This window comes from Dermatophilaceae bacterium Soc4.6, assembly GCA_039889245.1.
GTDB lineage: Bacteria > Actinomycetota > Actinomycetes > Actinomycetales > Dermatophilaceae > Lapillicoccus.
Genome location: JAZGVH010000002.1, coordinates 4,135,648 through 4,162,145, shown reverse-complemented (window position 1 = coordinate 4,162,145; position 26,498 = coordinate 4,135,648). Strand labels below are relative to the sequence as shown.

Genomic DNA, 26,498 nt, shown 5'->3' with positions numbered 1-26,498 from the left:
TGTCGAGCTCCGGCGGCTTCAGCCACGAGGCCGCCGGGGCACTCACACGGCGTCGGAGAGCCAGCCCACCCCGTCGGTGAGGTCGCGGGCGGCGGGCGGCCCCTCGCTCCCCGGCTCGTAGGCGACCGGGTCGGGCATGTCGGCCAGCAGGTCGGCGGCGTGCGACCAGGCCGCCTCGAGACCGGCGCTGCTGGTGAAGAGCGAGCGGTCACCGAGCACCACGTCGTGCAGCAGCGAGACGTAGGGAGCGAGCGCGGCACCGTCGCCGACAGCGCCCAGGTCGACCGCGGTGCGGGTGACGGCCAGCTCGAGGTCGGGGCCCGGCGCCTTGACGACCAGCTGCACGTCGATGCAGCCGGTGCCCGAGAGGGAGAACTGGAGGATCGTGTGGCCGGGGGCCCGGGTGACCGGGCCGTCCTGCGGTCGCAGGAGCAGGCTCACGACCTGCTTGCTGGTGCCGAGCTGCTTGCCCGAGCGCAGCACGAAGGGCACCCCGTGCCACCGGTCGGTGTCCACCCACATCCGGACCGCGGCGAAGGTGTCGGTGCGGGAGTCGTCGGGCACGTCCTCGAGGTCGGTGTAGCCGGCATACTGCCCGAGCACGGTGTCCTCGTGCCGCAGCGGCCGGAAGGCCGCCAGCACCGACTCCCTGGCCGACTGCAGGTCAGCGGCCCCCAGGGTGGTCGGCGGCTCCATCGCGACCTCGGCGGCCACCTGGAAGAGGTGCGTGACGATCATGTCGCGGAAGGCGCCGGTCTCGTCGTAGAACACCGCGCGGTCGGCGACGTCGAGCGTCTCGGGCACGTCGATCTGCACCTGGGCCACGGCGTCGCGGCACCACGATCGGCCGATCAGCTCGTTGCCGTAGCGCAGCACGTGGAGGTTCTGTGTGGCCTCCTTGCCCAGGAAGTGGTCGATCCGGTAGACCTGCTCCTCGTCCATCACCGAGTGGACCAGCTCGTCGAGCTCGCGGAAGCTCTGCAGCGACTGCCCGTAGGGCTTCTCGTAGACCACCCGCGACCCCGTGAGGAGGTCGTGCTCGGCCAGGCCCTCGGTCACCTTGGTGAAGGCGGTCGGGGGGATCGCGAGGTAGTGGATGTAGCGCGCGTCGCCGATGTCGTCGCGGGCGTCCTTGAGCACGTCGAGCAGGCTGCCCGGGTCGGTCTTCTCGAAACCGCCACCGGCGAAGCGCAGGTGCGAGCTGAAGTCGTCCCACTCCTGGCCGTCGGGGGTGCCGCCACCGAAGTCGGTGAGCACCTGCTTGACGTGGGCGTGGAAGTCCTCGTGCGAGACGTCGCCACGGCCGTTGCCGACCAGGCGCCACTGGGCGGGCATCAGCCCGCGGGTGTGCAGCTCGTAGAAGGCGGTCAGGACCATGCGCTTGGCGAGGTCGCCGGTGGCTCCGAAGAGGACGAAGACGATCGAGTCGTTGCTGGCGGTGTCGGTGGAGGTGGTCACTCCTGATGTGTACCCCGTCCGGCTGGGTGTCGCACAGGTGGGTCCCGGGAAGCGGGTGGGGGGGCGGTGCTCTACTGGCAGCATGCGATACGTCGAGTCGGTCCCGACCACCAAGCCCTACAGCGTGATCGGCCTCGGCACGTGGCAGTTCGGCTCCAAGGAGTGGGGATACGGCGACGCCTACGCCACCGACCGCGCACGCGCGATCGTGCGCCGCGCGCTCGAGCTCGGCATCACCCTCTTCGACACCGCCGAGGTCTACGGTTTCGGGCGCAGCGAGCGCATCCTCGGTGCGGCCCTCGGCGACGATGCCGAGCGGGTCGTCGTGGCCACGAAGGTCTTCCCCGTGCTGCCCACGGCACCGGTCGTCGAGCAGCGTGCGGTCGCCAGCGCGAGCCGGCTCGGGGTGCGCCACCTCGACCTCTACCAGGTGCACCAGCCCAACCCGGTCGTCCGTGACACGACGACCATGCGTGGCATGGGCGCCCTGCAGGACGTGGGCCTCGTCGGCGAGGTGGGCGTCTCGAACTACTCCCTCGCCCGCTGGCAGGAGGCCGAGGGGGCACTGGGTCGCCGGGTGCTCAGCAACCAGGTGCAGTACAGCCTCGTCGACCGCCGCCCCGAGCGTGAGCTCGTCCCCTGGGCCCGGGCCTCGGGCCGTTTGGTCATCGCGTGGAGCCCGCTCGGCCAGGGCCTGCTCAGCGGCCGCTACGACGCCGACAACCGCCCCACCAACGGGGTGCGCCGCTACAACCCGGTCTTCCTCCCCGAGAACCTGCGCCGCGCGCAGCCGCTCGTCGACTCCCTCCGTGAGGTCGCTGCCGCCCACGACGCGACCCCGAGCCAGGTCGCCCTGGCCTGGCTCGTCCACGACCCGCACGTGATCGCCATCCCGGGCGCCTCCAGCGTCGAGCAGCTCGAGGCCAACGCCGCCGCGGCCGACCTGCGGCTGGCCGACGACGAGCACGCAGCCCTCACCCGCGCGTCCGACCGCCTGCACCTGCTCACCGGCGCTGCCACCGTGCGGCCCCTGCTGCGCCAGCTCGCGGGCCGCTGACCCGGCATCCGCGCGCCTCGGAAGGCCCTCAGTCGCCCAGGACCCGGCGCAGGTAGGTGTTGGCGAACACCAGGTCCGGGTCCAACCGGTCACGCACGGCGACGAAGTCGTCGAAGCGGGGGTAGCGCTGCGTCAGCTCGTCCGCCGCTTGGAAGTGGATCTTGCCCCAGTGGGGCCTCCCGCCCAAGGACCGCATGAGGGCATCCACGGCACGGAGGTAGGGCAGGTGGTCGTCACGCCAGAGCGGTGCACCGCAACGTAACCCGAGGCCCGACCGTAGGCCGTCGACAGCCAGACGTCGTCGGCTGCAGCCACCCGCACCTCGACGGGGAAGCTGATGCGCCACCCCTCGCGCTCGACGAGCGCCTTCAGCGCCCGCACGGCATCCGGCACCACCTCGACCGGCAGGGCGTACTCGCACTCGCGGAAGCGGACCCAGGTCGGCGACCGGCGCCTGCCACGCGAGCCCGAGCTCGGCCGCGAGCAGATCGAGCAGCTCGTGCGCCAGCGCGTGGTAGCGCGTGTACTGCTCCTCGGCGAGACCGTTGAGGTCCGGGTCCGCAGGGGGTGCTGGGTGAGCTCGAACATGCCCTGCTCGCGCCCCGGGTACAGGGGCGACGACCGTTGCCGCCAACACGGTGGGGACGTCAGGGGAGGGAGGTGTTCAGGTGAGGAGGCCGAGGAGAAAGGCTTCCTCGGCTTCTGGTTGTTCACCGGCTGCCTCGGCGAAGGACGCGAGCACGGAGGCGAGGGTGCGGCGCCGTGAGGCGGGCATCGCGTCCATCACGGTGGAGATGGCCTGCCGTCGGTGGTTCATGACCTTCGTGACGATGTCGTGCCCGGTCGGGGTCACGGTAAGCGTGAGGTAGCGCCGGTCGGCTAGGTCGTCAGTTCGTTCCACCAGTCCCGCAGTGACGAGCTTGTCGACCATTCGTGTCGCGTTCGAGGGATGAACCCCCAGATGTCGGGCGACCTCACCCAGGTTGAGGGGTCCGCGACTGGCAATCACCACGAGCATCCGGAACTGGACGAACGTCACCTGGTCCTCGACCGCGGAGATCGACTGCGCCACCACCGCCCCGAGCACCCGTGAGGCCCGCATCACCGCATCGACCTGTACCCGCTCCTCGTCCGCCCTGTCACCTGCCATCCACCGACCCCGTTCTCTTGCGTCCTCATCGTGTCGTCGTTCGCGCCACCGGTGACGCGCCACCGGGGTTGCTAGGACCCAGTATGCCGGTAATTGCGCCTACTCAACGTTTGCGCCACCTCGACCGTGGGTACTATTGTTTGCACAGCGCAACGATTGCGCTACGACCACTATGCGGGGCGGTTCTCTGGAGCGACGCCGGGGCGGTCGGACCCGATTGTTCAAGCGAAGGGAGCGACGTTGTGACATCACTGGTTCTGGCTTCCGCGGTGCACTTCGGGACCGGAGAACGGACCTTCGCCCACATCCGGGGGACGGGAGCGCGCCCTACCCCGTTGGTCTTGGGGGTGGGTAGGGCTTTCGGAGGGTGGCACTCCGTTCGTCATCTCGCGATCCTCATCGCCGAACAACCGTGAAGTGTCCGCAGCCAAGAACAGCGACACGGATAGCCACCGGCCGCCCCCCCACGACTCGACCGACGCAACGTGCCAGGCCGGCGACCAACCGCGTAACCCACCACATACGTCAGGAGTGCCCAAATGACCGCCTGCCCCGGGCACCCACTGACAACGGTCAGCCCCCCTCGGTCCCGTAAGAACGTCGCGCCGACCTCGCGTGGCAGGCAGGAGGCTGGGGTACCGGCCACCAGTACGGGCGCGTCGGGCGACCGGATCCAGGTCGTTGCTTTAGTCACCACCCAAGACCCGCCCCAGCCAACGCCAAGGAGGCACAGATGAATGCTCGCTCGGATGTCATCGACCAGCTACACACCACCCTCGCCGAGCACGAGGGATTGCGCGAGCTGCTCGAACGCTCGTTAGCCAGGACGAGGGAGCGCGCCGAAGCTGATCTTGACGACGACCTGTTCGAGGCGCTCGAGTGGCCGCGCAACCTTGCGGAGTACGAGCAGTACCTTCGCCGTTTCCTGGCGTGGATTCCCCAGGAGAGCGGCGACCAGGCCTGGAAGAAGCAGGACGGGGGCACGACGTCGTCCCGGGAGATCAGCGACCGCCTCGCCCACTTCTTCTGGCTGATCGACCAGAAGGTCGGCGAGAACAACTCTGCGATCGGCGAGAGCTACCCCGCGTTCCGGCAATGGTGCACCGCCTTCGCGCGGGAATGGGGTGACTTCCTCGACACCCCCGCGTCGTTCAGCCCCGACATCCTCGAGTCGTTCATCACCAACTCCCCCGAGTACACCGTCGAGGAGTCGATGGTCGGAGGCCGACCCAACGCCCCCAGCGGGTGGCTCACCTTCAACCAGTTCTTCGCCCGCGAGCTCAACCCCGGCCGTCGCCCCATCGCCGCGCCGGCCACCAACCTGGTCGTCACCTCGCCCGCCGACTGCAGCTTCCAGCACAGCTACGCCATCGGCGAGGACTCGCAGATCCCACCGACCACCGTCAAGGGCACCCACACCTACGGCAGCATGGACCAGCTCTTGGAGGGCAGCCGCTTCGCCGACACGTTCGCCGGGGGCACGTTCGTGCACTACATGCTGCCGCCCTGGGCCTACCACCGCTTCCATGTGCCGGTCTCCGGCCGGGTCGAGGAGTCCTTCGTCATCCAGGGCACGGTGGTGATGGAGGTTGACCTTGAGGATCACGAGCTGGTCTCCAGCGACGCCACCACGACCGGGTTCGAGTTCTCCCAGACCCGTGGGGTGCTCACCATCGACACCACCAACTCACCCGGCGGCAACCTCGGGATCGTCGCGGTGGTCCCCGTCGGCATGTCCCACGTCGGGTCCGTGGTCCTCACCGCCACGCCGGGCACCGACCTCAACAAGGGTGACGAGTTCGGCTACTTCCAGTTCGGCGGGTCCGACATCATCATCCTCTTCCAAGCCGGCGTCGTCACCGACGTCGACACCGACCCCGCACCCCGCAAGGTCGGGTCCACCGTCGTCCGCGCAGCTCCTTACAGCAACCTGACGCAGAGTGAGAGGAGCCTGCAGGACCGGTCGCCGGATGAGGAGGTCCGATGACCTCGGTACGAGATTCGACGGCCCGCGGTGCGCAGCATCGGTGGATGGGAACACCCCTGCGAGACTTTCCTTGGGTGCATCTGGGTCTTGGCCTGGTGGGCAACACCTTGTTCGTCATTGGTAGCGTGATGTTCTTCTGGGCAAACGTGAAGACCCTGGCTATCTGGCTGTTCCTGCTCGGTAGTCTTGGCATGCTCCTCGGCTCGGTAGGCGAGCTGCTGGTCCGCATCGACAAGCGACGGCGAGGAGACGACTAGTGTCGCGTGTTGTCAGACTTCCTCCGGTGGGGTGACGGTTTGACGGGGCTGATGATCTCGTCGGCGTTCTTGGTCCACGTGAACGGGTAGGCCGCTTCGTTCCACCCGTCTCAACCAGGACCCGCTGGTCGGGGTGAAGCTCAGGTGGACCCGGGGGTTTTTCACCAGCCAGGTCTTGATGTTGTCGCGCTTGTCGGAGGTCCTCCTCATGTCCAGCAGGCTCGCCCGTCACCAACGTCCGTGGTTTCAGCCCGGAACGGGCTGCCCGGAAGGGCCAAGGGGACTAGACGGTGGACAGGGGGACGGCGCCAGCGATCCTGCCCTGCACCCAGTCGTGGAACTCACCGATGTGGTGCTCGCTGGGCACGAGGACGCCGCCGGCGGCGTACACGCGCGAGCTCATGGCCGGCTGGCATCGCTCGCAGGCATCGAAGTCCTGCTGGTTCACGCGGTGGAAGAGCTCTACCGACCCGTCCACGTCCTTGCCGCTCTCGACGACGCCGGGCAGGTAGAGCCAGTCGCACTCAACCACGGTGCGGTCGGCCGACACGGGGTACATGCGGTGGAAGATCACGTGGTCGGGCACCAGGTTGATGAACACCTGCGGCTTGATCGTGATGGCGTAGTAGCGCCGGTCCTGGTCGTCGGAGAGCCCGGGGATCCGGTCGAGGCCCTCGGACCCGTCGACGGTGAAGCCCTTGATGTCGTCGCCGAACTCGGCACCGTGGCCGACGAAGTACTGGGCGGCGTAGCCGTCAGCGAACTCAGGCAGGACCTCCGTGAGCTCCGGGTGGATGGTCGCGCAGTGGTAGCACTCCATGAAGTTCTCGACGATGAGCTTCCAGTTGGCCTTGACGTCGTAGACGATGCGTCGCCCGACCGCGAGGCTGTCGACGTCATAGGCCTCGATCGACTCCAGATCGCCCAGTCGCTCGACGACGGCACGGCGAACCGTCTCGTCGAACGACGGCGGCTCCGGGGCCAGACAGACCCAGATGTAGCCCAGCCACTCCTGCACCGCGATCTTGGCCAGCCCGTACTCGACGCGGTCGATGTCGGGCATCTTGGTCAGGTTCGGTGCGGCGACGAGCTTGCCGTCGAAGTCGTAGGTCCAGGCGTGGTACGGGCACTGGAACGACCGCTGGACCTGGCCGGACTCCTCGGTGCACAGACGTGCACCGCGATGCCGGCAGACGTTGAAGTAGGCGCGCACCTCGTCTTTGCGGTTGCGGGTGAGCAGCACGCTCTCGCGGCCTACCTCGACGGTCCGGAACGAGCCCGGCCCGGTCAGGTCGCTCGAGCGGGCGGCGCAGAACCACATCGCCTCGAAGATCCGCTCCTGCTCCGCGGCGAACACGGCTTCATCCGTGTACGCGGCACCGGGAAGGGTGGCGATCAGGCTGGGAGATATCTCGGCGAGGGTCATGAGGGCTCCTTGACGACTACAGAACAACGACCACTTGTTGAGTATTATGCAACTCTAAGTACGATACGCAACAGCATGCTGCGCTGCAGCATCGCTGTCAAGAGTGTTCGCAGGAGGGGTGGCGACCGTCAGGTGGCGGCGGGCACCGGCGCCGCGGCCAGCGCCCGGCGCCATCGGGTGAAGGCCCGGGGCTGGTTCATTCCCAGCACGGCCGCGGGCTCGTCGCCGCGCCGGTAGACCGCCAGGAAGCTGCGGTCCGCGGGGTCCCCCTCCTCGACGGTCACGACGTCGCCGTTCGCGGCATGGCCGGCGAACTGGATGCGTACGTCATACTGATCGGACCAGAAGTAGGGCGGCGGGACGTCGGGGCCTGCGCTGTTCCCCGACAGCAGCGTCGTGACGGCCCGCTTGGGCCGGTCTAGAGCTCCGGCCCAGTGCTCGACCCGGTGCGGGCGAGCCAGCCGGTTGTCGTGCCACGCCGCGCAGTCACCCACCGCCACCACGCCAGCCACGCTGGTCATCCCACCGGCGTCGCAGACGACGCCGTTGCGCACGACGAGCCCTGAGCCCTGGAGCCACTCCACGTTCGGCTGCGCGCCGACGCCGACGAGCACGACGTCAGCCGGCAGGATGCGGCCGTCGTCGAGCTCGACACCGTCCACCCTCCCCGCCCCCGTGAACCGGCGGACCCCCGTGCCACACAGCAGCCTGACGCCGTGGTCGGCGTGCAGCGAACCGACCACCGCGCCCATCTGCGGGCCGAGCGGCCCCGCGAGCGGGGTGGCCATGGCTTCGACGATCGTGACGTCGAGACCGAGGGCTGACGCCGTGGAGGCGGTCTCGGCGCCGATGAAGCCCGCACCGATGACGACCAGGCGCCGTCCCGGCTCGAGCTCCGTCCGCAGGGCGAGCGCGTCGTCGAGCGTGCGCAGCGTGTGGATGCCGGCAAGCCCCCGGGAGCCGGCCAGGTCTCGCGCCCGAGCGCCCGTCGCGATGACGAGGCCGTCGACCCGTACCCGTGCGCCGTCGGCCAGGACCACGCTCCGCTCGGCCAGGTCGAGGCGGGCGGCTCGGACTCCCAGCAGCCACTCGGCCTCCAGGCCCTCATCGTCGTCCTCGAGGGCGATGTCGGCTGCGGTGACCTTGCCAGCCAAGAACTCCTTGGACAGCGGTGGGCGGTCGTACGGCCGGTGCGGCTCGTCGCCGACCACGACGATGCGGCCGTCGAAGCCCTGCGTGCGGAGCGCCCGCACGGACGAGAGCCCGGCCAGCGACCCGCCGACGACGGCGACGGTCCTCACGCCCCACCCCCCGCCCTCGGGCTCGTGACGCTCACGCCGGGCGGGAGGTTCGGCTCATCCGTGGAGAGCTCGACGAAGATGTGGCCGTCCTCAACCAGGACTCGGTGGGTCCGCACGGGCCTTTTGGCCGGAGGCGCGTCCACCCGCCCGGTACGCAGGTCGAAGCGGGAGGCGTGCAGGGGACACTCCACCTCGCAGCCTTCCAGCCACCCGTCGGCGAGCGAGGCATCCTGGTGGGTGCAGGTGTCATCGATCGCGAAGACCTCGCCGTCCTCGGTATGGAACACCGCGATGGGGGGGTCCGCCTGGACGCGCAACGCGTCCCCACGAGCCAGCGACGACAAAGGACAGACCGACAGCACGGCGACCACCTCGATGCAAATAGCACAACAGAAAGCACGATGCGCAACAGTCTGAGTCTGCAGTCATAGACTGTCAAGCGGCTCGTGGCGGTAGAACTGCGCGTGCGCCGGTGGCAGCGGGGTGTTGCCCAGGATCAGGTCGGCCGCCTTCTCAGCGATCATCATCACCGGGGCGTAGATGTTCCCGTTGGTGACATAGGGCATCACCGAGGCATCAACGACCTTCAGTCCCTGAAGGCCGTGCACGTCCATCGAGAGCGGGTCGACGACCGACCTGTCGTCCACCCCCATCCGCAGGGAGCACGACGGGTGCAGAGCGGTCTCGGCATCCTCGGCCACCCACCTCAGGATCTCTTCGTCGGTCTCGACCGAGGAGCCGGGAGAGATCTCGCCGGCATTGAAGGGGTCCATCGCCTGTTGGGTCAGGATGCTCCGCGCGACCCGCACGGCCTCGACCCACTCGCGGCGGTCCTGGTCAGTGGACAGGTAGTTGAACCGCAGGGCGGGGTGCTCTCGGGGGTCCCTGCTCTTGATCTTGACCGAGCCGACGGCATCGGAGTACATCGGGCCGACGTGGACCTGATACCCCTCCCCGCCCTCGGGCGCCGACCCGTCGTAGCGCACCGCGATCGGGAGGAAGTGGAACATGAGGTTGGGGTAGGTGACATCGTCGTTGCTGCGGACGAACCCGCCGGCCTCGAAGTGGTTGGTCGCGCCAGGACCCTTGTGCCGGAACAGCCAGTTGGCACCGATCCAGGGCTTGTAGCGGTGCTTGAGGTAGCGCTGCATGGTGACCGGCTGCTTGCAGGCGTACTGAATGTAGACCTCCAGATGGTCCTGTAGGTTCTCCCCCACTGCCGGCAGGTCGTGCACGACGTCGATGCCGAGGCGGGAGAGCTCCTGGGCGTTGCCCACCCCGGAGAGCTGCAGCAGCTGAGGCGAGTTGATCGCTCCCCCGCTCAACACCACGGTCCTGGCCCGCACCTGGGTGGGGGCACCACGTCCGCGCTGGTACTCCACCCCGACGGCGGTCGTGCCCTCGAACAGCACTCTGGTGACGAGGGCCCTCGTCACCACGTCGAGGTTGGGCCGGTGCATCACCGGGTGGAGGTAGGCGCGCGCCGCCGAGAGCCGCCGGCCGTGGCGAATGTTGCGGTCGAAACGGGCGAAACCCTCTTGGCGGTATCCGTTGACGTCGCTCGTCCGGGAGTAGCCCGCCTGCTCCGCAGCCCGGAAGAACGCCTCGAACAGCGGGCTGGTCGCCGGGCCCCGCTCGAGCGCCAGCGGGCCGTCGTGGCCGCGGAAGGGGTCGTCCGGGTCAGCAGCCAGGCAGTTCTCCATCCGATTGAAGTAGGGCAGACAGTGCGCGTAGTCCCACGTCGCCATGCCCTGGTCCGCCGCCCAGCGCTCGTAGTCCATCGGGTTGCCGCGCTGGAAGATCATCCCGTTGATGCTGCTGGAGCCGCCAAGAACCTTGCCCCTCGCGTGGTACACCCGGCGACCATTCATGTGCGGCTCGGGGTCGGACTCGTACTTCCAGTCGTAGAACCGGCTTCCGATGGGGAAGGGCAAAGCAGCCGGCATGTGGATGAACACGTCCCAGAGCGAGTCGTTACGGCCCGCCTCCAGCACCAGGACCTTGTTGGCCGGGTCGGCCGAGAGCCGGTTCGCCACGGCGCAGCCGGCTGAGCCACCTCCCACGATGACGAAGTCGTATTGAGCGGACGCCATGGTTTCCTCCGAACTGTGGACCGCGGGGCGAGCTGCGGTGCTCAAGAGAGTCGGCCGCTGGGCTATCCAGAACGTGACCCAACGGGGCCGACGGCAGGAGACGACTCTATCGGAAGTAGCGGACTACGCACCATATCTCGCGATACGCAACTACCACCATTCTCACCCTGTGGAGATCGCCAGACCCGTGGTGGCCCCGGCAGCGTGACCGGGCCGTGGCGAGATAAGGTTGCGTCATGAGCAACAAGGCGCAAGAGGGGAGCGGTGGCGTCCAGTCGGTCGACCGAGCTGTCCGCGTCCTGGAGATCCTCGCGCGGACCGGCGGTTCAGGGGTGAGCGACCTGGCCACCGAGCTGCAGGTGCACAAGTCCACGGCCTTTCGGCTGCTTGCTGCCCTGGAGGAGCGCACCCTTGTCGAGCAGAACGCCGACCGCGGCAAGTACCAGCTGGGGTTCGGGATCCTGCGCCTGGCCAGCGCGATCCCCGGCCGGCTAGATCTCGTCCGTCAGGCCACGCCGATGCTCGACGAGCTGGCGGCCCAGCTCGGGGAGACGGTCAACCTCGCGGTCATCCGGGAGCACTACGCGGTCAACGTGGCCGAGGCGTCGGGGCCACTGGCCATCTCGGCCCAGACCTGGATGGGCCAGCTCACCCCGTTGCACGCCACGTCCAGCGGTAAGGTCCTGCTGGCCCACCTCGACGGGGCTCAGCGTGACACGGTCCTCGACGCGTCGGGCCTGCCTCGGCTCACCGCCGACACGGTCACCTCCCGTGGGGTGCTCGACACGCAGCTCGAGCAGGCCTTGAGCGACGGTTACGCGAGCACGTTCGAGGAATACGAGGTCGGGCTGAACGCGGTCGCCGTTGCGGTGCGGGACCACACGGGCGGGGTGGTTGCTGCCGTGAGCGTCTCCGGGCCGGCCTTCCGGCTCACGTCGGGCCGAATGCGGGAGGTCACCGCCGCACTGCAGGTCGCGGGCAGCCAGATCAGCCGCCGGATGGGCTACCTCGGCACCTGAGTCGGGCCCTCAGTCGCTCCCGGGGAGCAGCCCGGCGGACGGCATCGGGCGCCAGCTCGTGAGCAGGTCTCTCAGCACTCCACGACGTTGACCGCCAGGCCGCCGCGGGAGCGCCGTCCCGGCCGCGTCGGTCGCCCGGACCGACATACCGTGGGGGTGGAACGGCAGCGTCTTTCGCCGGTGCAGCACGACGTCGCCCGGGCTGAAGTCGATCTCGTGCCGTCCGGCCAGTCTCAGGCGGTGCTCGGTGGCGACCCGGTCGGCCCGCGGCTGCGCGGCGGTCGGGTCCACCAGGTCGGGGCGTTGCCCTCGAGACCGAGGACGACGGCTTTGACGCTGCCGTGGCCGTGACCTGTCGCTTCCCACGAGCCGAAGAGCTCCACCTGCACCCTGGCGCACTGATGCAGCAGACCGTCGTCCACGAGCTGGTTGACGAAGGTGCACGCCGCCCGCATCGGTCCGACGGTGTGGGAGCTCGACGGACCGATGCCGATCGAGAACAGGTCGAGGACACTGATGGTCACGCGCTGGAGGCTCCGTACTCGAGGCAGGCGTCCAAGAGCCAGTCGGCGACGTAGGTCGCGAAGGACGCTCGGACGAGCAGCCAGTACGCCGGGTGGTCGCCCTCCCGGGTGACGAGAAGGATCGGTGCCTGCGCGAGGAGCACCTGGGCGCAGCTGCCGGGCGAGAACACCGTGGGGTGCAGGTCGAGGGCGCAGCCCTTGGCGAGCACCTCGCTGGCGCGCTCCCCGGTGAGCTCGACCGTGGTCCGGTGCGCCGAGAGGTCGACGACCGTGCCACCCTCGGTGCCGATCGCGTGGCGCAGCGCCTTCCCCAGGCTCTCCTGGCGTCCCTGCGGGGCGAGCACCAACCACTCGTCGGGACCGAGCCACAGCGCCGTCACCTCCCCCGCGGTGACTGACGTGTTGGCCTGTCTCGGCAGCGCCGTCCCGAGGAGGTCGGCGACAGCTCCAGCGGCTGGACCAGCCGGGTCGATCCGCAGGTTGATCTGGGTGAGGAACGGCAGCTCGGCCAGGGCGACGCCGGGTGGCGCCGCCGCCAGCTGCGTGGTCAGGTGTCCTAGCGGGCTGCGGCGCCCAGCAGACTCAGCCGTCACGACGGGCTCCTTCAGGGTCGTAGAGGACGGGTTCGGTCACGGTCACCGGCACCAGCTCGTCGGCCACCGTCGCATGCAGCGTGTGCCCGATCCGGTCGCGACCGCCCTTGACCAAGGCGAGGGCGAAGGTCCCCTCGAGCGCGGCGCTGCGGTAGCTCGACGTGACGTGCCCGACCATGGGGACCGGCGGGGGGCCGGGCTCACTGTCGACGATCAGCTGCGCCCCCTCGGGGAGCAGGACGTCGCGCTGCACCGGCAGCAGGCCGACGAGGTGCTTGCGGTCGGGACGGAGGTTGTCCGGTCGACTGAAGGAACGCTTGCCGACGAAGTCGGGCTTCTTCTTCGACACGATCCACGACATTCCCAGGTCCTGCGGCGTGACCGTGCCGTCGGTGTCTTGCCCGATGATGGGGTACCCCTTCTCGGCGCGCAGCACATGCATCGTCTCGGTGCCGTAGGGCGTGATCGCGGCGTCCGCGCCGGCGGCCAGCAGGGCCTCCCACAACGTCACCGCATCCCAGCCGCTGACGTTGACCTCGAAGGCGAGCTCGCCCGAGAAGCTGATCCGGCAGATCCGTGCGGACACCCCGGCGACCATCGCGTCGCGCCAGGTCATGAACGGGAAGGAGGCGTTGTCGACGGACAGCTCGGGTGCCACCCGGGCGAGCACCTCGCGGGACCGGGGTCCGACGAGCGCGACGGTTGCCCACTGCTCGGTCACCGAGGTCAGCCGGACGGCCAGGTGCGGCCACTCGGTCTGCAGCCACTCCTCCATCCAGTCGAGGATCTTGGCGGCGTTGCCCGTGGTGGTAGTCAGCAGGAACCGGTCCGCAGCCAGCCGCATCACCGTGCCGTCGTCGATAACCATGCCGTTCACACCGCACATCACGCCGTATCGGATGGAGCCGACCTTGAGCGAGCTCATCAGGTTGGTGTAGAGCCGGTCGAGGAGCTCACCCGCGTCACGCCCCTCGACCTCGATCTTGCCCAAGGTCGAGGCGTCCATCATGGCGACAGACTCCCTCGCCGCCCGGCACTCGCGGAGCACCGCGGCCTGCATGTCCTCACCCGGTCGGCGGAAGAACCACGGCCGCTTCCACTGCCCCACGTCCTCGAACTCTGCCCCGGCCGCCTCGTGGAGCCGGTGCAGCGTCGTGACCCGCTCGGGGTCGTGCAGGTGCCCGCGGTCACGGCCGGCGAGGGCCGCGAACGACACGGGAGTGTAGGGCGGCCGGAACGTCGTGGTGCCGAGGTCGCCGATGCCGGCGCCCAGGAACTGCGCGACCAGGCCCGAGGAGATGATTCCTGACGTCTTGCCCTGGTCATGCGCCGTGCCGATGGTGGTGTATCGCTTGACGTGCTCGACCGAGCGCAACCCTGCTCGGGTGGCCCGCAGCACATCGGCGACGGTGGCGTCCCGCTGCAGGTCGACAAACTGCGTGCGGCCGGGGTGCTGCCGGTCGGGGTCTGGGACCGACCAGAGGGTCAGAGACGGGTCCGCCGCTGTCGGCTGGGTCTCGGGGAGCTCGGTCCGCTCCGGCGCCGTGTGGCCCGTGCTCGCCAGGGCCCGCTCGGCAGCGTCGACGCCGTCGCCCAGGCAGCCGGCGAGGTCGAACGTTCCGCAGGCCGCCCCGGTGACGGTGACGTGCTCGAGGGTGCTGCTCGGCACGAAGGCTCCGAGCGTCTCGTCGTAGCAGAGTCGGCCGCCGGCCTGGCTGAACAGGTGCACCGCGGGGTTCCATCCGCCGGACACGAGCAGTACGTCGCAGCCGATACCGGTCCGCGGACCTGGCCGGTCATCGACCCAGTCGGCTACGTGGACCCGAGTCACCCGGTCCCGCCCCGAGGTGCCGGTGACCACCTGACCGGCGCGGACCGGGATCCCCCGCTCTGCGCAGCGGGCAGCCCAGTGCGCCGGGGCCTGGGGCCTGGCGTCGACGACGGCGGCGACGTGCACGCCCGCGTCAGCCAGGTCGACCGCGCTCTGGTAGGCGCTGTCGTTGGTCGTGAACACCACCGCCGTCTCGCCGCAGCGCACGCCATAGCGGTGCAGGTAGGTACGGGCACTGGCGGCCAGCATGGTGCCGGGGCGGTCGTTGTCGGCAAACACGACGGGGCGTTCGTGGGCACCCGTCGCCAGCACCACGTGCTTGGCCCGCAGCCGCCAGATCCGCTGGCGCGAGACCTCCGTGGGGGCGGCAAAGCCGAGGTGGTCGGTGCGTCGCTCGAGGGCGAGCACAAAGCCGTCGTCGTAGAAGCCGAAGGCGGTGGTGCGGGACAAGATCCGGACCTCGGGGAGGCTCCCGAGCTCGGCAACGGCGTGGGCGACCCATGCCAGGGCTGGACGCTCGTCGATGAGGTCGTCGGTGCCCAGGAGGGTCCCTCCCGGCTCAGGCTGGTCGTCGAGCAGCACGACGCGAGCGCCGGAGCGGGCTGCGGTCAGTGCGGCGGAGAGGCCGGCCGGCCCAGCGCCGACCACGAGCACGTCACAGTGCTGGTGCATCGCGTCGTACCGCGCTGGGTCCGGCTCGCTCGCCAGCCGGCCCTGGCCGGACAGCCCCCTCGCCACCAGCCCGTCATACAGCTCCACGGTCGTGGCGGTGAGCATCGGCTCGGGAAAGGGGGTCTCGATCTGGACGAGCGCGTTCGGGTCCTCGGGGCCGGCGGCCATGATGCCGCGGGGGCGGCCGTACTTGATGCTCGTCGCGACATGGTGCACGCCGTTGGCCAGGAGCGCGGAGGCCAGGGTGTCGCCCGTGTAGCCCGTGTGGTCGATTCCGTTGAAGGTGAAGTGCAGTTCCTGCGACGGGTTCACCCGACCGGTGTTGGGCAGACGGAGCCGGGCGCCACTCATGCGACCACAGCCTTCGGCTCGCCCTGGCCGTAGACCGCCAAGAACTCGTGGGTGGCAGTGTTGCGGATCGCGTTGAACCAGCGCCGGCACGACGCGCTGTGGCACCAGCGTTCTGCGAACGGGCCCTTGGGGTTGTCGCGGAAGAACACGTAGCGCGCCCACTCCTCGTCGGACAGCGCCTGCGGGTCCTCGGGGTAGGGAACGTGGGCCGCGCCGCCGTAGGTGAACTCCACCTCGTCGCGGGGTCCACACCACGGGCATGGGATGAGCTGCATCGTTCTGCTCCTGCTTGGGGCGTTGGGTGAGTGAGACTCGGCGCTCAGTGGGCCACGGCAGCGGCGCCGTGCTCGTCGACGAGCGCGCCGCTGGTGAACCGTTCGAGGGTGAACGCAGCCGTCAGCGGGTGCGACCGGCCATGGGCCAAGGTGTCGGCGAAGCACCATCCGATCCCGGGGGTGGCTTTGAACCCGCCCGTGCCCCAGCCGCAGTTGACGTAGAGGTCGTCGACCGGAGTGAGGCTGACGATCGGGGACGCGTCCGGGGTGGTGTCGACGATGCCCGCCCAGGTCCGCAGCAGGTGTGCCCTGGCGAAGACCGGGAACAGCTCCAAGGCTGCCGCCATCTGTCGCTCGATGATGTGGAAGGCGCCTCGTTGTCCGTAGCCGTTGTAGCTGTCGATGCCGGCGCCCATGACGAGCTCGCCCTTGTGCGCCTGCGAGACGTAGACGTGGACGGCGTTGGACATGACCACGGTGGGATGCACGGGCTCCAGCAGCTCGGAGACCAGGGCCTGCAGCGGGTGGGACTGGATCGGCAGCTCGAGGCCCACCATCTCGGCGAGCACCGAGGAATGCCCTGCCGCGCACAGCGCGACTCGGCCCGCGCCGATCGTTCCGCGGTTGGTGCGAACCGCCGAGACCCGACCACCGACGGTCTCGATGCCGGTGACCTCACAGTCCTGGATCAGGTCCACGCCCATCGCATCCGCGGCGCGGGCGAAACCCCAGGCGACGTAGTCGTGCTTGGCGATGCCGGCCCGCGGCTGGTACGTCGCGCCCAGCACCGGGTAGCGCACGTCTTGGGAGATGTTGACGATCGGGCACAGCTCCTTGACCTGCTGGGGGTCGACCCACTCGGCGTCGACGCCGTTGAGCCGGTTGGCGTTCACGCGACGGACGCTGTCGCGCACGTCCTGCAGGCTGTGAGCCAGGTTGAGCACCCCGCGCTGGCTGAACAAGATCGGGTAGTCCAGCTCGTCGTCGAGGGTCTCCCACAGCTTCAGCGAGTGCTCGTAGATGCCGACGCTCTCGTCCCACAGGTAGTTGGACCGGATGATCGTGGTGTTACGGGCCATGTTGCCGCCGGCCAGCCATCCCTTCTCGAGGACGGCGACATTGGTGATCCCATGGTTCTTGGCGAGGTAGTAAGCCGTCGCCAGGCCGTGGCCCCCACCGCCGATGATGACGACGTCGTAGTGCTTCTTGGGCGCCACGTTGCGCCACAGGAACGACGGGTGCTCCGGCAGGTCGGCACCTGGAGTCGACCCTGCGCCCATGTGGCTGGTGCTCAAATCGGCGGTCCGAGGCGCACTCCGGTCACGCAGGGTATCGCTGGTCGTCATGGGGAACCACCTTGTCTGACACTGTTCGACTATTAGTATACCAGTCTGTGGTCTAACGTAGGGTAAGCCACCGCACGTGGTCAAGGGCTTGCCAGGAGCCCCGCGGTTCCAGGCGGGGAGGAGAGGAAAGTGACGGTGACCAGCGCCTCGGTGACTGACGGTGACGTGACCAGCGTGGAGTCGGCGGGAGTGGGCGCTGGGCAATGGGACGGTGAGGAGAAGGTGTCCCTGGCAGAGCGGGCCTACCTCGACATCCGCGACCGCCTGGTGATGCTGGACATCCGCCCCGGGGCTCCTCTCAATGACGACCTGCTGGCTCGGGCTCTGGGCACCGGGCGGACGCCAGTGCGTGAGGCCCTCAAGCGGCTGGAGTACGAGCGGCTCGTGGTCGCCTTTCCCAGACGGGGCACCTTTGCCACGGAGGTCAACATCACCGACCTCGCCCACATCTCGGAGGTGCGTCAGCAGCTGGAGCCCTCGGCGGCCGCGAGCGCCGCGCGCCGCGCCACCGCGGCCGACCGGTCCCGACTCGCCGAGGTCCTGGGCGAGCTGGGGCAGCCGACACGGATCGACCGGCCCAGAGATGCCCTCCTGCGTCTGGACATGCGTGTGCACCGCAGCATCTACGCGACGACGCACAACCCCTATCTCGAAGACACCCTGGTCCGCTACGACAACCTCGCCACGCGGATCTGGTGCCTGTTCATCGACCGGCTTCCGGATATCGGCGGCCACGTCGCGGAGCACCGTCCCCTGTTGAGCGCCATCATCGATGGCGACGCGGCGCAGGCAGCAGAACTGACTGCTGGTCACATCCGTCACTTCGAGGAGTCCATCCGCTCATCGATCTGAAGGGGTGGGGGCCACGCCGACCCAGGTCGGCGTGCCCCTGAGCGCTAGCGGCGAAGACGCTCCATGGCCGGGTCGAACAACGGCTCGGCGGTCACCACCGCCCGCACCCGCTGGTCGAAGTACCCGATCTCGAGCTCGGTGCCGACTTCAGCGAGCTCGACCGGGAGCCAGGCGTACGCGACTGCCCTGTTGATCGTGTAGCCGTACGCGGCACTGGTGACGTACCCGACGCACCGGTCGGCGGCGTACACGGGCTCCTTGCCGAGCACCATGTCGCCAGGCTCCGGCAGGGTCAGGCAGGTGAGCCGGCGGGGGCTGGAGTCCTTGCGGGCCAGCAGTGCCTCCCGCCCGACGAAGTCGCCCTTGTCGAGCTTTACGGCGAAGCCGAGCCCGGCCTCGTAGGGGTCGTGTTCGGCGGTCATGTCGGCGCCGTAGGAGCGGTAGCCCTTCTCCAGTCGCAGGCTCGAGAAGGCGCCGCGTCCAGCCGCAATGACGCCGTGCTCCTGCCCCGCCTCCCACAGGAGGTCCCACAGTCGCTGGCCGTGCTCCGCCGTCGTGTAGATCTCCCAGCCGAGCTCCCCGACATAGGAAAGGCGCATGGCCGTGACGGGGACGGTGCCGATGTAGGCCCTCGTGGACCGGAAGTACTTCAGCGCCGCGTGGCTGAAGTCGGTGTCGGTCAACGGCTGGATGAGGTCGCGAGCCCTGGGGCCCCACAGCCCGATGCAGCAGGTGCCCGCGGTGATGTCGCGGACCTGCACGGTGCCATCAACGGGAAGGTGACGGCTGAGCCAGTCGAGGTCCCCGTTGCCGTTGGCTCCGACCTGGAACCTGTCGACGGAGAGCCGGGCTACCGTGATGTCGCTGCGGATACCGCCGTTGGGCTCGAGCAGGAGGCAGTAGGTCACGGACCCGACCGACTTGTCGACGTCTCCGGTCACCAGGCTGTTGAGGTATGCCGCGGAGCCGGGACCGGTGACCTCGAGCCGTTTGAGGGCGGTCATGTCGTACATCGCGACCAACTCGCGTGTGACCTGCGCCTCGGCGGCGACGATCGGTGACCAGTGCCTGGCCGCCCAGTCGTTCGGGACGGGGATGTCGCGGCCGGCCACGAGGCCGGCGTTGGCGGCATACCACTGCGGGCGCTCCCACCCCGAGGCCTCGAGGAACTCGGCGCCCAGCGCCTGTTGACGGGCGTAGAACGGGCTGGTCCGGATGGGCCGTGGGCTACCCGTGGGCTGTAGCGGGTGCAGGATGTCATAGACCTCCACGAAGTTCTGGCAGTCGCGGGTGAGCACGTACTCGGGCGACAGCTGGTGCTCTTCGAAGCGGTTAAGGTCGCACTCGTGCAGGTCGAAGCTCGAGCAGTAGCCGTCGACCAGCAGCTCGGCGACCGCCCGGCCGACCCCGGCGGAGTGGGTCACCCAGACCGCCTCGGCCACCCAGAAGCCGCTGACGTCCGGCGACTCCCCGATGAGCGGCATGTTGTCGGTGGTGAAGGAGAACAGTCCGTTGATGCCCTCCTCGATCTTGGCGTCGCGCGTGGAGGGCAGCAGGATCTGGGTCTGTTTCCACGCTTCTTCGAAGTCCTCCGCAGTGAACTCGAGGACCGAGGGCATCTGCGCCGACTCCCCGGGCCGCGCGATCTCCTCGGCGCGCATCGGCATCGGACGGTGGCCGTAGTAGCCGATGCCGATGGTGTCGAACCGCTCGCGGTAGTAAAGGTCCTGGTCCTGGTGGCGCAGGATCGGCAGCGTCGCCTCCCGCGCGGCGCCGGCCAGCTGGGGCACCGGGGAGGTCCAGGCGAGCTGGTGGGCGAGGGGGGTCAGCGGTAGGCGCATACCGACCTTCGCCGCAATGACCGGTCCCCAGATGCCCGCACAACACACGACGATGTCTGCGGGGATCTCGCCCTTGTCGGTGACCACGGCGGTGACCTTGCCGTCCTCGACGGTGAAGTCGAGAACCTCGTGGCGGGGAAGCAACCGGGCGCCGCGCGACGCGGCCCTCCGGGTCTGGGCATCGACCGCGTTGACCGCCTTGGCGAGCCCGTCCGTCGGGATGTGCAGTCCGGCGAGGACCACCTCGGGGTCGAGCAGGGGGTACATCGCCACGGTCTCGGCGGCACCGAGAAGGTGGGACTCGACCCCCCAGGCGGTCAGCCAGCCGTGCCGCCGTTGCAGCTCGGCGGCCCGCTCGGGGGTGGTGGCGACTTCGAGCCCACCGACCTGCAGGAAGCAGGGGCCGGCCTCGGCCTCGAGCGAGGAGAGCTTCTCGACGGTGTAGCGGGCCAGCTCGGTCATCGTCTTGGAGCCGCTGGCCTGGAAGACCAGCCCAGGGGCGTGCGAGGTCGAGCCGCCCGGAGCAGGCAAGTCCCCCTGGTCCACCACCGTCACGTCATCCCAGCCGCGAGCCGTGAGCTCGTCGACCAGCGCTGCGCCGACCACGCCGGCACCGATGATGACCACCTTGGGACCCGTCATACCAACCTCCGATTATGCGTGCTACGCAACAGCATGCGTTGTACGCAACAATATTCGTGGACGCCCGCTACGCTGTCAAGCGCTCGGCGACGCCCTGGTCATGGCAGAGGGACCGGGGCGTGGCGCGAGAGCGGGGCACGCCACGACAAGGGGAGGAAAGGGCTCAGCTTCCCAGCCACGCCTTGACCTGGCCCGGGTTGGCCTCGACCCACTTCTTGGCCGCCGCGTCGTCCGACATCCCGCCCTGGATGGACTTGGCGACCGCGTTCTGGTCGTCGTTGGTCCAGTGAAAGCCCTTGACCAGCCGGTATGCCGGGCTGCCGGACTGGGCGAACTTCGTGCTGACGACCTTGTTGAGGTTGTAGGGCGGGTAGTCGCAGCCCACCTTGGCCGGGACAGCGTCACAGCCCGTGGTGTACGGGGGCAGGTTGACCTTGACCAGCGGCACGTCGGCGAGGAACCACTGCGGAGAGTAGAAGTACCCGATCATCGGCTTCTGGGTGCTCTCCGCCATGCGGAAGCTGGTGATGAGGGCCGCCTCGGAGCCGGCGTAGACCACCTTGTAGTCGAGATTCAGATTCTTGACGAGGGCGCCGTCGTTCGTGACGAAGCCCGGGTCGCCGTCCAGTAGCTCGCCCTTGCCCCCCGACTCCGAGGTCTTGAACAGGTCGGCGTACTTGTTGAGGTTCTTCCAGTCCACGATGTCGGGGTGCTCCTTGGCTAGGAACGGCGGGACGTACCAGCCGATCACGCCGATGTTGCCGGTCTGGCCGGCATCCTGCGCCACCTTCTGCTCGGTGATGTACTTCTGAGCCAGGTCCTCGTGGCCCCAGTTCTCCAAGATCGCGTCCACCTCGCCGGTGCCGAACCCCTGCCAGGAGACCTGCTCGTCGAGGTTCTTCTTGACGACCTTGCAGCCAAGCTGATGCTCCGCGACGTAGGAGACGACAGCGGCATCGGCCCGGTAGCCGACCCAGGCGTTGACGGCCAGGTTGACGCTGCCGCACTTGCCGGATCCCCCGCTCGGGGCGGCGGTGTCCTGACCCACCTTCGCGCCGCCGCAGGCGCTGATGGAGAGGGCCATGGCGGCCACGGCGGCGAGGCCGGGAAGGATGCGGGCTCGGGTCGACGCATTGGTCGAGGTGGGGATCATGTCGGGTTGCCTTTCGATCGGCGCTGGTGTGTGGGGGGTGCTGGGGGGCCGCGAGGCTCACGGTGTGGCTAGGGGTGGCTGTGGTCAGTGCGGGCATCGGCTCGCCGGGCTACGGACTGGGTCAGCCGGTCGAGCATGAGGCCGAGCAGGACGATGGCCAGGCCAGCTGCCAGCCCCTTGCCGAAGAGGGCGTTCTGGCGAAACCCGGCCACCACGTCGTAGCCGAGCGCCCCGCCGCCGACCAGGCCGCCGACCACGACCATCGACAGCACGTAGATCAGACCCTGGTTCATAGCCAGCCCCAGTGTGCGCAGCGACAAGGGCAGCTGCACCTTGGTGATGATCTGCCAGCTGCTCGAGCCCGCCGCGGTAGCCGCCTCGATGGTGGTGGGCGACACGGCCGCGATCCCGTCGGCGATGATCTTGATGACCACTGGCGCGGCATAGACGACACCGGCGGCGATTCCCGTGAATCGGCTGGCGGCGAAGAGGGCGACGAAAGGCACCAGGTAGACGAAGGACGGCATCGTCTGGGCGGCATCCAGGGCGGGTCGGATCACCCGGTCAGCCCGCCGGCTGCGGCCCATCCACACCCCGAAGACCAACCCGAGCGCCATCACCGCGATGGTCGCGAGGAGCGTCGCGGCCAGGGTGCTCATGGCGTCGGACCACAGCCCCGTGCCCACGATCAGGAGCAGACAGGTAGCGGTGGTCAGGGCGCCCCGGATGCTGCCCGCTATCGCCGCCAGCGCGACGAGCACGAACGTGAGCAGCCACCACGGAGAATCGGTGAGCAGGCTCTGGAACGGGTTGAGGAGGTCGTTGGTGACGACGTCCTTGAAGTCGCCGGTCAGGACGCTCAGGTGCACCTGAGCCCAGTCGGTGACGGAGGTGGCGAACCCGCTGATCGGGCTCCCCAGATCAATGCCCGTCGGGAACTCCGCGGCCCAGACGTAGGTGTAGGAGAGATACAGACAGAGCGCGGTGCCCACAGCGCCGACGACCAGGCCGACCTTGCGCACCGAGGCTGCCCGTTCGCTGCCGGTGCGCCGGGCCAGTTCCACCCGGACGCTGGCCGCTGTGGTGACCCGGTCGAACACGATGGCCATGATGACGATCGAAAGTCCCGCGTTGAACGCGGTGCCGACGTCCAGTGACTGCAGTGACTGCAGCACGACCCGTCCGAGCCCCGGCGCATCGATCAGCGCGGCGATGGTGACCATCGACAGGGCGGCCATGATGGTCTGGTTGACACCGATGACGATCGTCCGCTTGGCCATCGGCAGCATCACCTTGGCCAGCATCTGAGGACGTGTGGTGCCGAGGGACCCGGCCGCCTCGACCGTCTCCGGCGGCGTCTGCCGGATGCCGTGGGCGGTGATCCTGATCACCGGGGGCGCGGCGTAGATGAGGGTGGCGATCACCGCCGAGGCCGGTCCGATGAGGAAGACGAGTGTCAGCGGAGCGAGATAGACGAAGGTCGGCATGGTCTGCATGAAGTCCAGGAGGGGGGTCACGACCCGATTGACCCGGTCGGACACCCCAGCCCAGACGCCGAGGGGTATGCCGACGACCAGGGCCACGAGGACCGCAGCAAGAGTGAGCGCGAAGGTGTCCATGCTCTCCTGCCACAGGCCCTGGAGCCCCATGAAGATGAAGCCGACGACGGCCAGCAAACCGACCTTGAGGTTGCCCAGCGCCCAGGAGCCAAAACCCAGCACGGCCACCACGCCGAGCCAGCCGGCCAACGGGACCGGCCGTCCGTACGACGGCTGCGAGACCAGGGCCGAGATGAAGAGGGTGAGGTGATCGATCACCAGGCGGATCTCATTGAAGAAGTACAGGAACAGCGGGTTGCTGTTGCGATTCGCCCCAACCGCGTCGTTCAGGTCGTTGAGCCGGGTGTGCAGGGACGTGACGTCGGCAGCGCCGAGCGTCAGGGTGTCCTGTCCGCGCAAGACGGTGAACGCAAGGAGCCAGACAAGCAGGACCCCGATCGTGATCGCACCTCGGAACGGGCGGACACCGGTGCGGACGGCGGTGATCGCCGTCATGAGTTGGCAACCACCGAGAGGATCTCGGCGTCGCCGACGACACCGAGCAGCTGTCCGTTCTCTACGACCTTGATCGGGCCGTCACACTCGAGGACTGCGCGCACCGCCTCGCGGACCACGAGGTCCGGGCCGCGCTCCGGACCGTCCAGACGGTCGTCGGGGCGCGGCGGACGCATGATCCAGCGCAACGTGAGGACGTGCGAGCGCGGCACCTCCCGGACGAAGTCGCGCACGTAGTCGTCGGCCGGGGCGGCGACGAGCTCCGCGCCGGTGCCCACCTGCACCAGCCGACCATCCCGCATGATGAGGATCCGGTCGCCGAGCTTGAGCGCCTCGGAGAGGTCGTGGGTGATGAAGACCATCGTCTTGCCGACCTCGTGGTGGAGGCGGATGACCTCGTTCTGCATGTCGCGGCGAATCAAGGGGTCGAGCGCCGAGAACGGCTCGTCGAAGAGCAGCACCTCAGGATCGCCGGCCAGCGCCCGGGCGAGACCGACGCGCTGCTGCATGCCGCCGGAGAGCTGGTCGGGGAAGGAGTTCTCGTAGCCGGACAGCCCCACGAGGTCGATGACCTCGGCGGCCCGCTTCGCGCGCTCCTTCTTTCCGGTCCCGCGGATCTCCAGACCGTAGGAGACATTGTCCACGACCCGGCGGTGTGGCAATAGGCCGAAGTGCTGGAAGACCATCGAGATCTTGTGCCGGCGCAGCTCGCGCAGCGACCGCTCGCTCGCCTCGAGGATGTCTTCGCCCTTGAACACCACCCGTCCGGCGGTGGGCTCGATGAGCCGGGTGAGGCAGCGCACGAGGGTGGACTTCCCGGAACCGGAGAGACCCATCACGACGAAGACCTCTCCCGGGGCGACGTCGAAGCTGAGGTCGCAGACGGCGGCGACGCATCCGGTGCGCTCCTTGAGCTCCCTGCGGGACAGGTCTCTCAGCTCGTCCGACCTCGGGACGTCCGCCCCCTTCGCGCCGAACACCTTCCACAGGTTCTGGACCGAGATCACGGGGTCCGTCGCTGAGACCGCAGAGGGGTCGAGGAGCTGGTCGGGGATGGCCGTTGTCACGTGGGTCTCTCCTGCGCTGGGCTCGCTGGTCGCCGACCGGGTGAACTGCGAGGGGATGCTCATCCGTCGAACCACCTTTGCGCCGTCGGGCGGATGTTCTGCCAGATGTGCTTGGTCTCGCGGTACTCGGCGAGCCCGGCCTGGCCCAGCTCACGTCCTACTCCGGACTGCTTGAACCCCCCCCACTCCGCCTGGGGGACGTAGGGGTGGTAGTCGTTGATCCACACCGTGCCGTGTCGTAGCCGCTGGGCGACCCGCTGGGCCTTGCCACCGTCCTGGGTCCACACTGCCCCAGCCAGACCGTAGGCGGTGTCGTTGGCGATGCGGACCGCGTCCGCCTCGTCGGTGAACCGCTCCACGGTGAGCACCGGTCCGAACGACTCCTCCAGGATGACCTGCATACCGGCATGGCACTCGTCGAGCACCGTGGGCCGGTAGAAGTAGCCGTCCTTGAGGTCGCCGGTGTCGGGGCGGAAGCCGCCACACCGCAGCACGGCGCCTTCGGCGACACCAGCCCTGACATATCTCGCGACCTTCTCCAGATGGGCGGCGGAGATCAGAGCCCCGGTCTCGGCCCTCTCGTCGAACGGACCACCCAGCCGGATCGTCTCGGCTCGGTGCACGATCTCGTCGACGACGAGGTCGTGCACCTCATCCTGCACGATGAGCCGGGACCCGGCTGAGCACACCTGGCCGGAGTGCAGGAACACCGCCGTGAGCGCGAAGTCGACAGCCGTCTCGAGGTCGGCGTCGGCGAAGATGATGTTGGGGTTCTTGCCTCCCAGCTCCAAGGCGACCTTCTTCACCGACGCGGCGGCAGCCGCCATGATCCAGCGGCCGGTGTCAAGACCACCGGTGAACGACACCAGGTCGACGTCAGGGTGCTCGGCCAGCGGTGCTCCCACTTTGTCACCGGCCCCGAGGACGAGGTTTCCGACGCCGGCGGGCAGGCCTGCCTCCTGCAGGCTGCGCATGAGCAGGATGGCCGTCGACGGCGCGAGCTCACTGGGCTTGAGCACGAACGTGTTGCCGGCCAGCAACGCGGGGGCGACCTTCCAGGAGGTCTGCAGCAACGGGTAGTTCCACGGGGTGATGAGGGCGCAGACGCCCACCGGCTCGTGGACCACCCGGCTGATCGCGTCGTCGCGGCCGGTGTCGATCACGCGCCCGGCGTCGGAGCCGGCGATCCCGCCGTAGTACCGGAAGCAGGCGATGACGTCGTCGATGTCGTACTCCGACTCAACCAGCCGCTTGCCCGTGTCCAGGCTCTCGGCCCGGGCGAACTCCGCCTTGTCACGCTGCAGCAGGTCGGCGGTCCGCAGCAGGAGGGCGCCGCGTTCGGCCTCGGGCAGGCGCGGCCACGGATCGTCGTCGAAGGCGCGCCGCGCCGCGCCGATCGCGCGGACTGTGTCCTCCCGAGCGCCTTCTGAGACGGTGGCGACGAGGCGCCCGTCGGCCGGACATCGGATCTCCCGGCTGTCACCGGCGATGGGCTCGACCCACTGGCCCTCCAGGTAGAGCTCTGGCACTGCGACACCCTTCCTCAGGG

At 68.9% G+C, this 26,498-nt stretch carries 20 protein-coding genes and 3 pseudogenes; 5 read left to right on the top strand and 18 right to left on the bottom strand.

Annotated features, from left to right (window positions below):
- Positions 1–42: 42 nt before the first annotated feature.
- Positions 43–1,458: a glucose-6-phosphate dehydrogenase gene (locus V3N99_19445; GenBank protein ID MEO3938905.1), complete on the bottom strand. Its 1,416-nt coding sequence runs from the start codon at positions 1,456–1,458 to the stop codon at positions 43–45.
- A gap of 82 nt (positions 1,459–1,540) precedes the next feature.
- Here V3N99_19445 and V3N99_19440 point away from each other — a divergent pair, with 82 nt between their 5' ends.
- Positions 1,541–2,515, top strand: coding sequence for an aldo/keto reductase (locus V3N99_19440; GenBank protein ID MEO3938904.1), 975 nt, complete (start codon positions 1,541–1,543; stop codon positions 2,513–2,515).
- A gap of 28 nt (positions 2,516–2,543) precedes the next feature.
- On the opposite strand, the pseudogene V3N99_19435 reads toward V3N99_19440, so the two are convergent.
- Positions 2,544–2,950, bottom strand: a pseudogene (locus V3N99_19435) (D-arabinono-1,4-lactone oxidase).
- A gap of 229 nt (positions 2,951–3,179) precedes the next feature.
- Positions 3,180–3,665: a MarR family transcriptional regulator gene (locus tag V3N99_19430; protein MEO3938903.1), complete on the bottom strand. Its 486-nt coding sequence runs from the start codon at positions 3,663–3,665 to the stop codon at positions 3,180–3,182.
- A 733-nt stretch (positions 3,666–4,398) separates the two neighbouring features.
- Here V3N99_19430 and V3N99_19425 point away from each other — a divergent pair.
- A complete protein-coding gene (locus V3N99_19425; GenBank protein ID MEO3938902.1) occupies positions 4,399–5,652 on the top strand; it encodes a phosphatidylserine decarboxylase in 1,254 nt (417 codons plus the stop codon).
- A gap of 44 nt (positions 5,653–5,696) precedes the next feature.
- Positions 5,697–5,909, top strand: a complete 213-nt coding sequence (locus V3N99_19420) for a YrhK family protein (GenBank protein MEO3938901.1) — start codon at positions 5,697–5,699, stop codon at positions 5,907–5,909.
- On the opposite strand, the pseudogene V3N99_19415 reads toward V3N99_19420, so the two are convergent.
- The 5 genes and pseudogenes from V3N99_19415 to betA all read right to left on the bottom strand — a co-directional run bounded on the left by V3N99_19415 (position 5,906) and on the right by betA (position 10,729).
- A pseudogene (locus V3N99_19415) lies at positions 5,906–6,092 on the bottom strand (hypothetical protein). The gene V3N99_19420 and the pseudogene V3N99_19415 overlap by 4 nt on opposite strands.
- Before the next feature lie 100 nt (positions 6,093–6,192).
- Positions 6,193–7,335 carry an aromatic ring-hydroxylating dioxygenase subunit alpha gene (locus tag V3N99_19410; protein ID MEO3938900.1) on the bottom strand — a complete coding sequence of 381 codons (1,143 nt, stop codon included), beginning with the start codon at positions 7,333–7,335 and terminating at the stop codon, positions 6,193–6,195.
- Positions 7,336–7,463: 128 nt separating this feature from the next.
- Positions 7,464–8,636, bottom strand: a complete 1,173-nt coding sequence (locus tag V3N99_19405) for an FAD-dependent oxidoreductase (protein MEO3938899.1) — start codon at positions 8,634–8,636, stop codon at positions 7,464–7,466.
- Complete coding sequence (locus V3N99_19400) at positions 8,633–8,998, bottom strand: bifunctional 3-phenylpropionate/cinnamic acid dioxygenase ferredoxin subunit (GenBank protein ID MEO3938898.1); 366 nt, start codon at positions 8,996–8,998, stop codon at positions 8,633–8,635. The genes V3N99_19405 and V3N99_19400 overlap by 4 nt, the downstream gene beginning before the upstream one ends.
- A 63-nt stretch (positions 8,999–9,061) precedes the next feature.
- A complete protein-coding gene (gene betA / locus V3N99_19395; protein MEO3938897.1) occupies positions 9,062–10,729 on the bottom strand; it encodes a choline dehydrogenase in 1,668 nt (555 codons plus the stop codon).
- Positions 10,730–10,965: 236 nt separating this feature from the next.
- On the opposite strand from betA, the gene V3N99_19390 reads away from it, so the two are divergent.
- Positions 10,966–11,748, top strand: coding sequence for an IclR family transcriptional regulator (locus V3N99_19390; protein ID MEO3938896.1), 783 nt, complete (start codon positions 10,966–10,968; stop codon positions 11,746–11,748).
- Positions 11,749–11,757: 9 nt separating this feature from the next.
- Here V3N99_19390 and V3N99_19385 read toward each other — a convergent pair.
- The 5 genes and pseudogenes from V3N99_19385 to V3N99_19365 all read right to left on the bottom strand — a co-directional run bounded on the left by V3N99_19385 (position 11,758) and on the right by V3N99_19365 (position 17,274).
- Positions 11,758–12,203 (bottom strand): annotated as a pseudogene (locus V3N99_19385) (serine dehydratase beta chain).
- 65 nt (positions 12,204–12,268) lie between these two features.
- On the bottom strand, positions 12,269–12,865 hold the full coding sequence (locus V3N99_19380) for a sarcosine oxidase subunit gamma family protein (protein MEO3938895.1): 597 nt from the start codon (positions 12,863–12,865) through the stop codon (positions 12,269–12,271).
- Positions 12,855–15,719 (bottom strand): 2Fe-2S iron-sulfur cluster-binding protein, encoded by a 2,865-nt coding sequence (locus V3N99_19375; GenBank protein MEO3938894.1) that lies wholly within the window; start codon positions 15,717–15,719, stop codon positions 12,855–12,857. Before V3N99_19375 ends, V3N99_19380 begins: the two co-directional genes overlap by 11 nt.
- Positions 15,716–15,994 carry a sarcosine oxidase subunit delta gene (locus V3N99_19370; protein MEO3938893.1) on the bottom strand — a complete coding sequence of 93 codons (279 nt, stop codon included), beginning with the start codon at positions 15,992–15,994 and terminating at the stop codon, positions 15,716–15,718. The genes V3N99_19375 and V3N99_19370 overlap by 4 nt, the downstream gene beginning before the upstream one ends.
- Before the next feature lie 44 nt (positions 15,995–16,038).
- Complete coding sequence (locus tag V3N99_19365) at positions 16,039–17,274, bottom strand: sarcosine oxidase subunit beta family protein (GenBank protein MEO3938892.1); 1,236 nt, start codon at positions 17,272–17,274, stop codon at positions 16,039–16,041.
- A 255-nt stretch (positions 17,275–17,529) separates the two neighbouring features.
- Between V3N99_19365 and V3N99_19360 the strand changes: the two genes are divergently transcribed.
- Positions 17,530–18,192 carry a GntR family transcriptional regulator gene (locus V3N99_19360; protein ID MEO3938891.1) on the top strand — a complete coding sequence of 221 codons (663 nt, stop codon included), beginning with the start codon at positions 17,530–17,532 and terminating at the stop codon, positions 18,190–18,192.
- A gap of 44 nt (positions 18,193–18,236) precedes the next feature.
- Here the strand turns inward: V3N99_19360 and V3N99_19355 are convergent, their stop codons facing one another.
- From V3N99_19355 to V3N99_19335, 5 genes are all read right to left on the bottom strand, one after another.
- On the bottom strand, positions 18,237–20,675 hold the full coding sequence (locus tag V3N99_19355; protein ID MEO3938890.1) for an FAD-dependent oxidoreductase: 2,439 nt from the start codon (positions 20,673–20,675) through the stop codon (positions 18,237–18,239).
- 163 nt (positions 20,676–20,838) lie between these two features.
- Positions 20,839–21,828: an ABC transporter substrate-binding protein gene (locus V3N99_19350; GenBank protein MEO3938889.1), complete on the bottom strand. Its 990-nt coding sequence runs from the start codon at positions 21,826–21,828 to the stop codon at positions 20,839–20,841.
- Positions 21,829–21,896: 68 nt separating this feature from the next.
- A complete protein-coding gene (locus V3N99_19345) occupies positions 21,897–23,882 on the bottom strand; it encodes an ABC transporter permease subunit (GenBank protein MEO3938888.1) in 1,986 nt (661 codons plus the stop codon).
- On the bottom strand, positions 23,879–25,012 hold the full coding sequence (locus V3N99_19340; protein MEO3938887.1) for a glycine betaine/L-proline ABC transporter ATP-binding protein: 1,134 nt from the start codon (positions 25,010–25,012) through the stop codon (positions 23,879–23,881). Before V3N99_19340 ends, V3N99_19345 begins: the two co-directional genes overlap by 4 nt.
- Complete coding sequence (locus V3N99_19335) at positions 25,009–26,478, bottom strand: aldehyde dehydrogenase family protein (GenBank protein MEO3938886.1); 1,470 nt, start codon at positions 26,476–26,478, stop codon at positions 25,009–25,011. The genes V3N99_19340 and V3N99_19335 overlap by 4 nt, the downstream gene beginning before the upstream one ends.
- Between the last annotated feature and the right edge of the window lie 20 nt (positions 26,479–26,498).

Coding starts and splice junctions, on each gene's coding strand:
- V3N99_19440 (MEO3938904.1), top strand. CDS start 1,541: ATGCGATACGTCGAGTCGGTCCCGACCACCAAGCCCTACAGCGTGATC.
- V3N99_19430 (MEO3938903.1), bottom strand. CDS start 3,665: ATGGCAGGTGACAGGGCGGACGAGGAGCGGGTACAGGTCGATGCGGTG.
- V3N99_19425 (MEO3938902.1), top strand. CDS start 4,399: ATGAATGCTCGCTCGGATGTCATCGACCAGCTACACACCACCCTCGCC.
- V3N99_19420 (MEO3938901.1), top strand. CDS start 5,697: ATGGGAACACCCCTGCGAGACTTTCCTTGGGTGCATCTGGGTCTTGGC.
- V3N99_19410 (MEO3938900.1), bottom strand. CDS start 7,335: ATGACCCTCGCCGAGATATCTCCCAGCCTGATCGCCACCCTTCCCGGT.
- betA (MEO3938897.1), bottom strand. CDS start 10,729: ATGGCGTCCGCTCAATACGACTTCGTCATCGTGGGAGGTGGCTCAGCC.
- V3N99_19390 (MEO3938896.1), top strand. CDS start 10,966: ATGAGCAACAAGGCGCAAGAGGGGAGCGGTGGCGTCCAGTCGGTCGAC.
- V3N99_19375 (MEO3938894.1), bottom strand. CDS start 15,719: ATGAGTGGCGCCCGGCTCCGTCTGCCCAACACCGGTCGGGTGAACCCG.
- V3N99_19370 (MEO3938893.1), bottom strand. CDS start 15,994: ATGCAGCTCATCCCATGCCCGTGGTGTGGACCCCGCGACGAGGTGGAG.
- V3N99_19365 (MEO3938892.1), bottom strand. CDS start 17,274: ATGGGCGCAGGGTCGACTCCAGGTGCCGACCTGCCGGAGCACCCGTCG.
- V3N99_19355 (MEO3938890.1), bottom strand. CDS start 20,675: ATGACGGGTCCCAAGGTGGTCATCATCGGTGCCGGCGTGGTCGGCGCA.
- V3N99_19350 (MEO3938889.1), bottom strand. CDS start 21,828: ATGATCCCCACCTCGACCAATGCGTCGACCCGAGCCCGCATCCTTCCC.
- V3N99_19345 (MEO3938888.1), bottom strand. CDS start 23,882: ATGACGGCGATCACCGCCGTCCGCACCGGTGTCCGCCCGTTCCGAGGT.
- V3N99_19340 (MEO3938887.1), bottom strand. CDS start 25,012: ATGAGCATCCCCTCGCAGTTCACCCGGTCGGCGACCAGCGAGCCCAGC.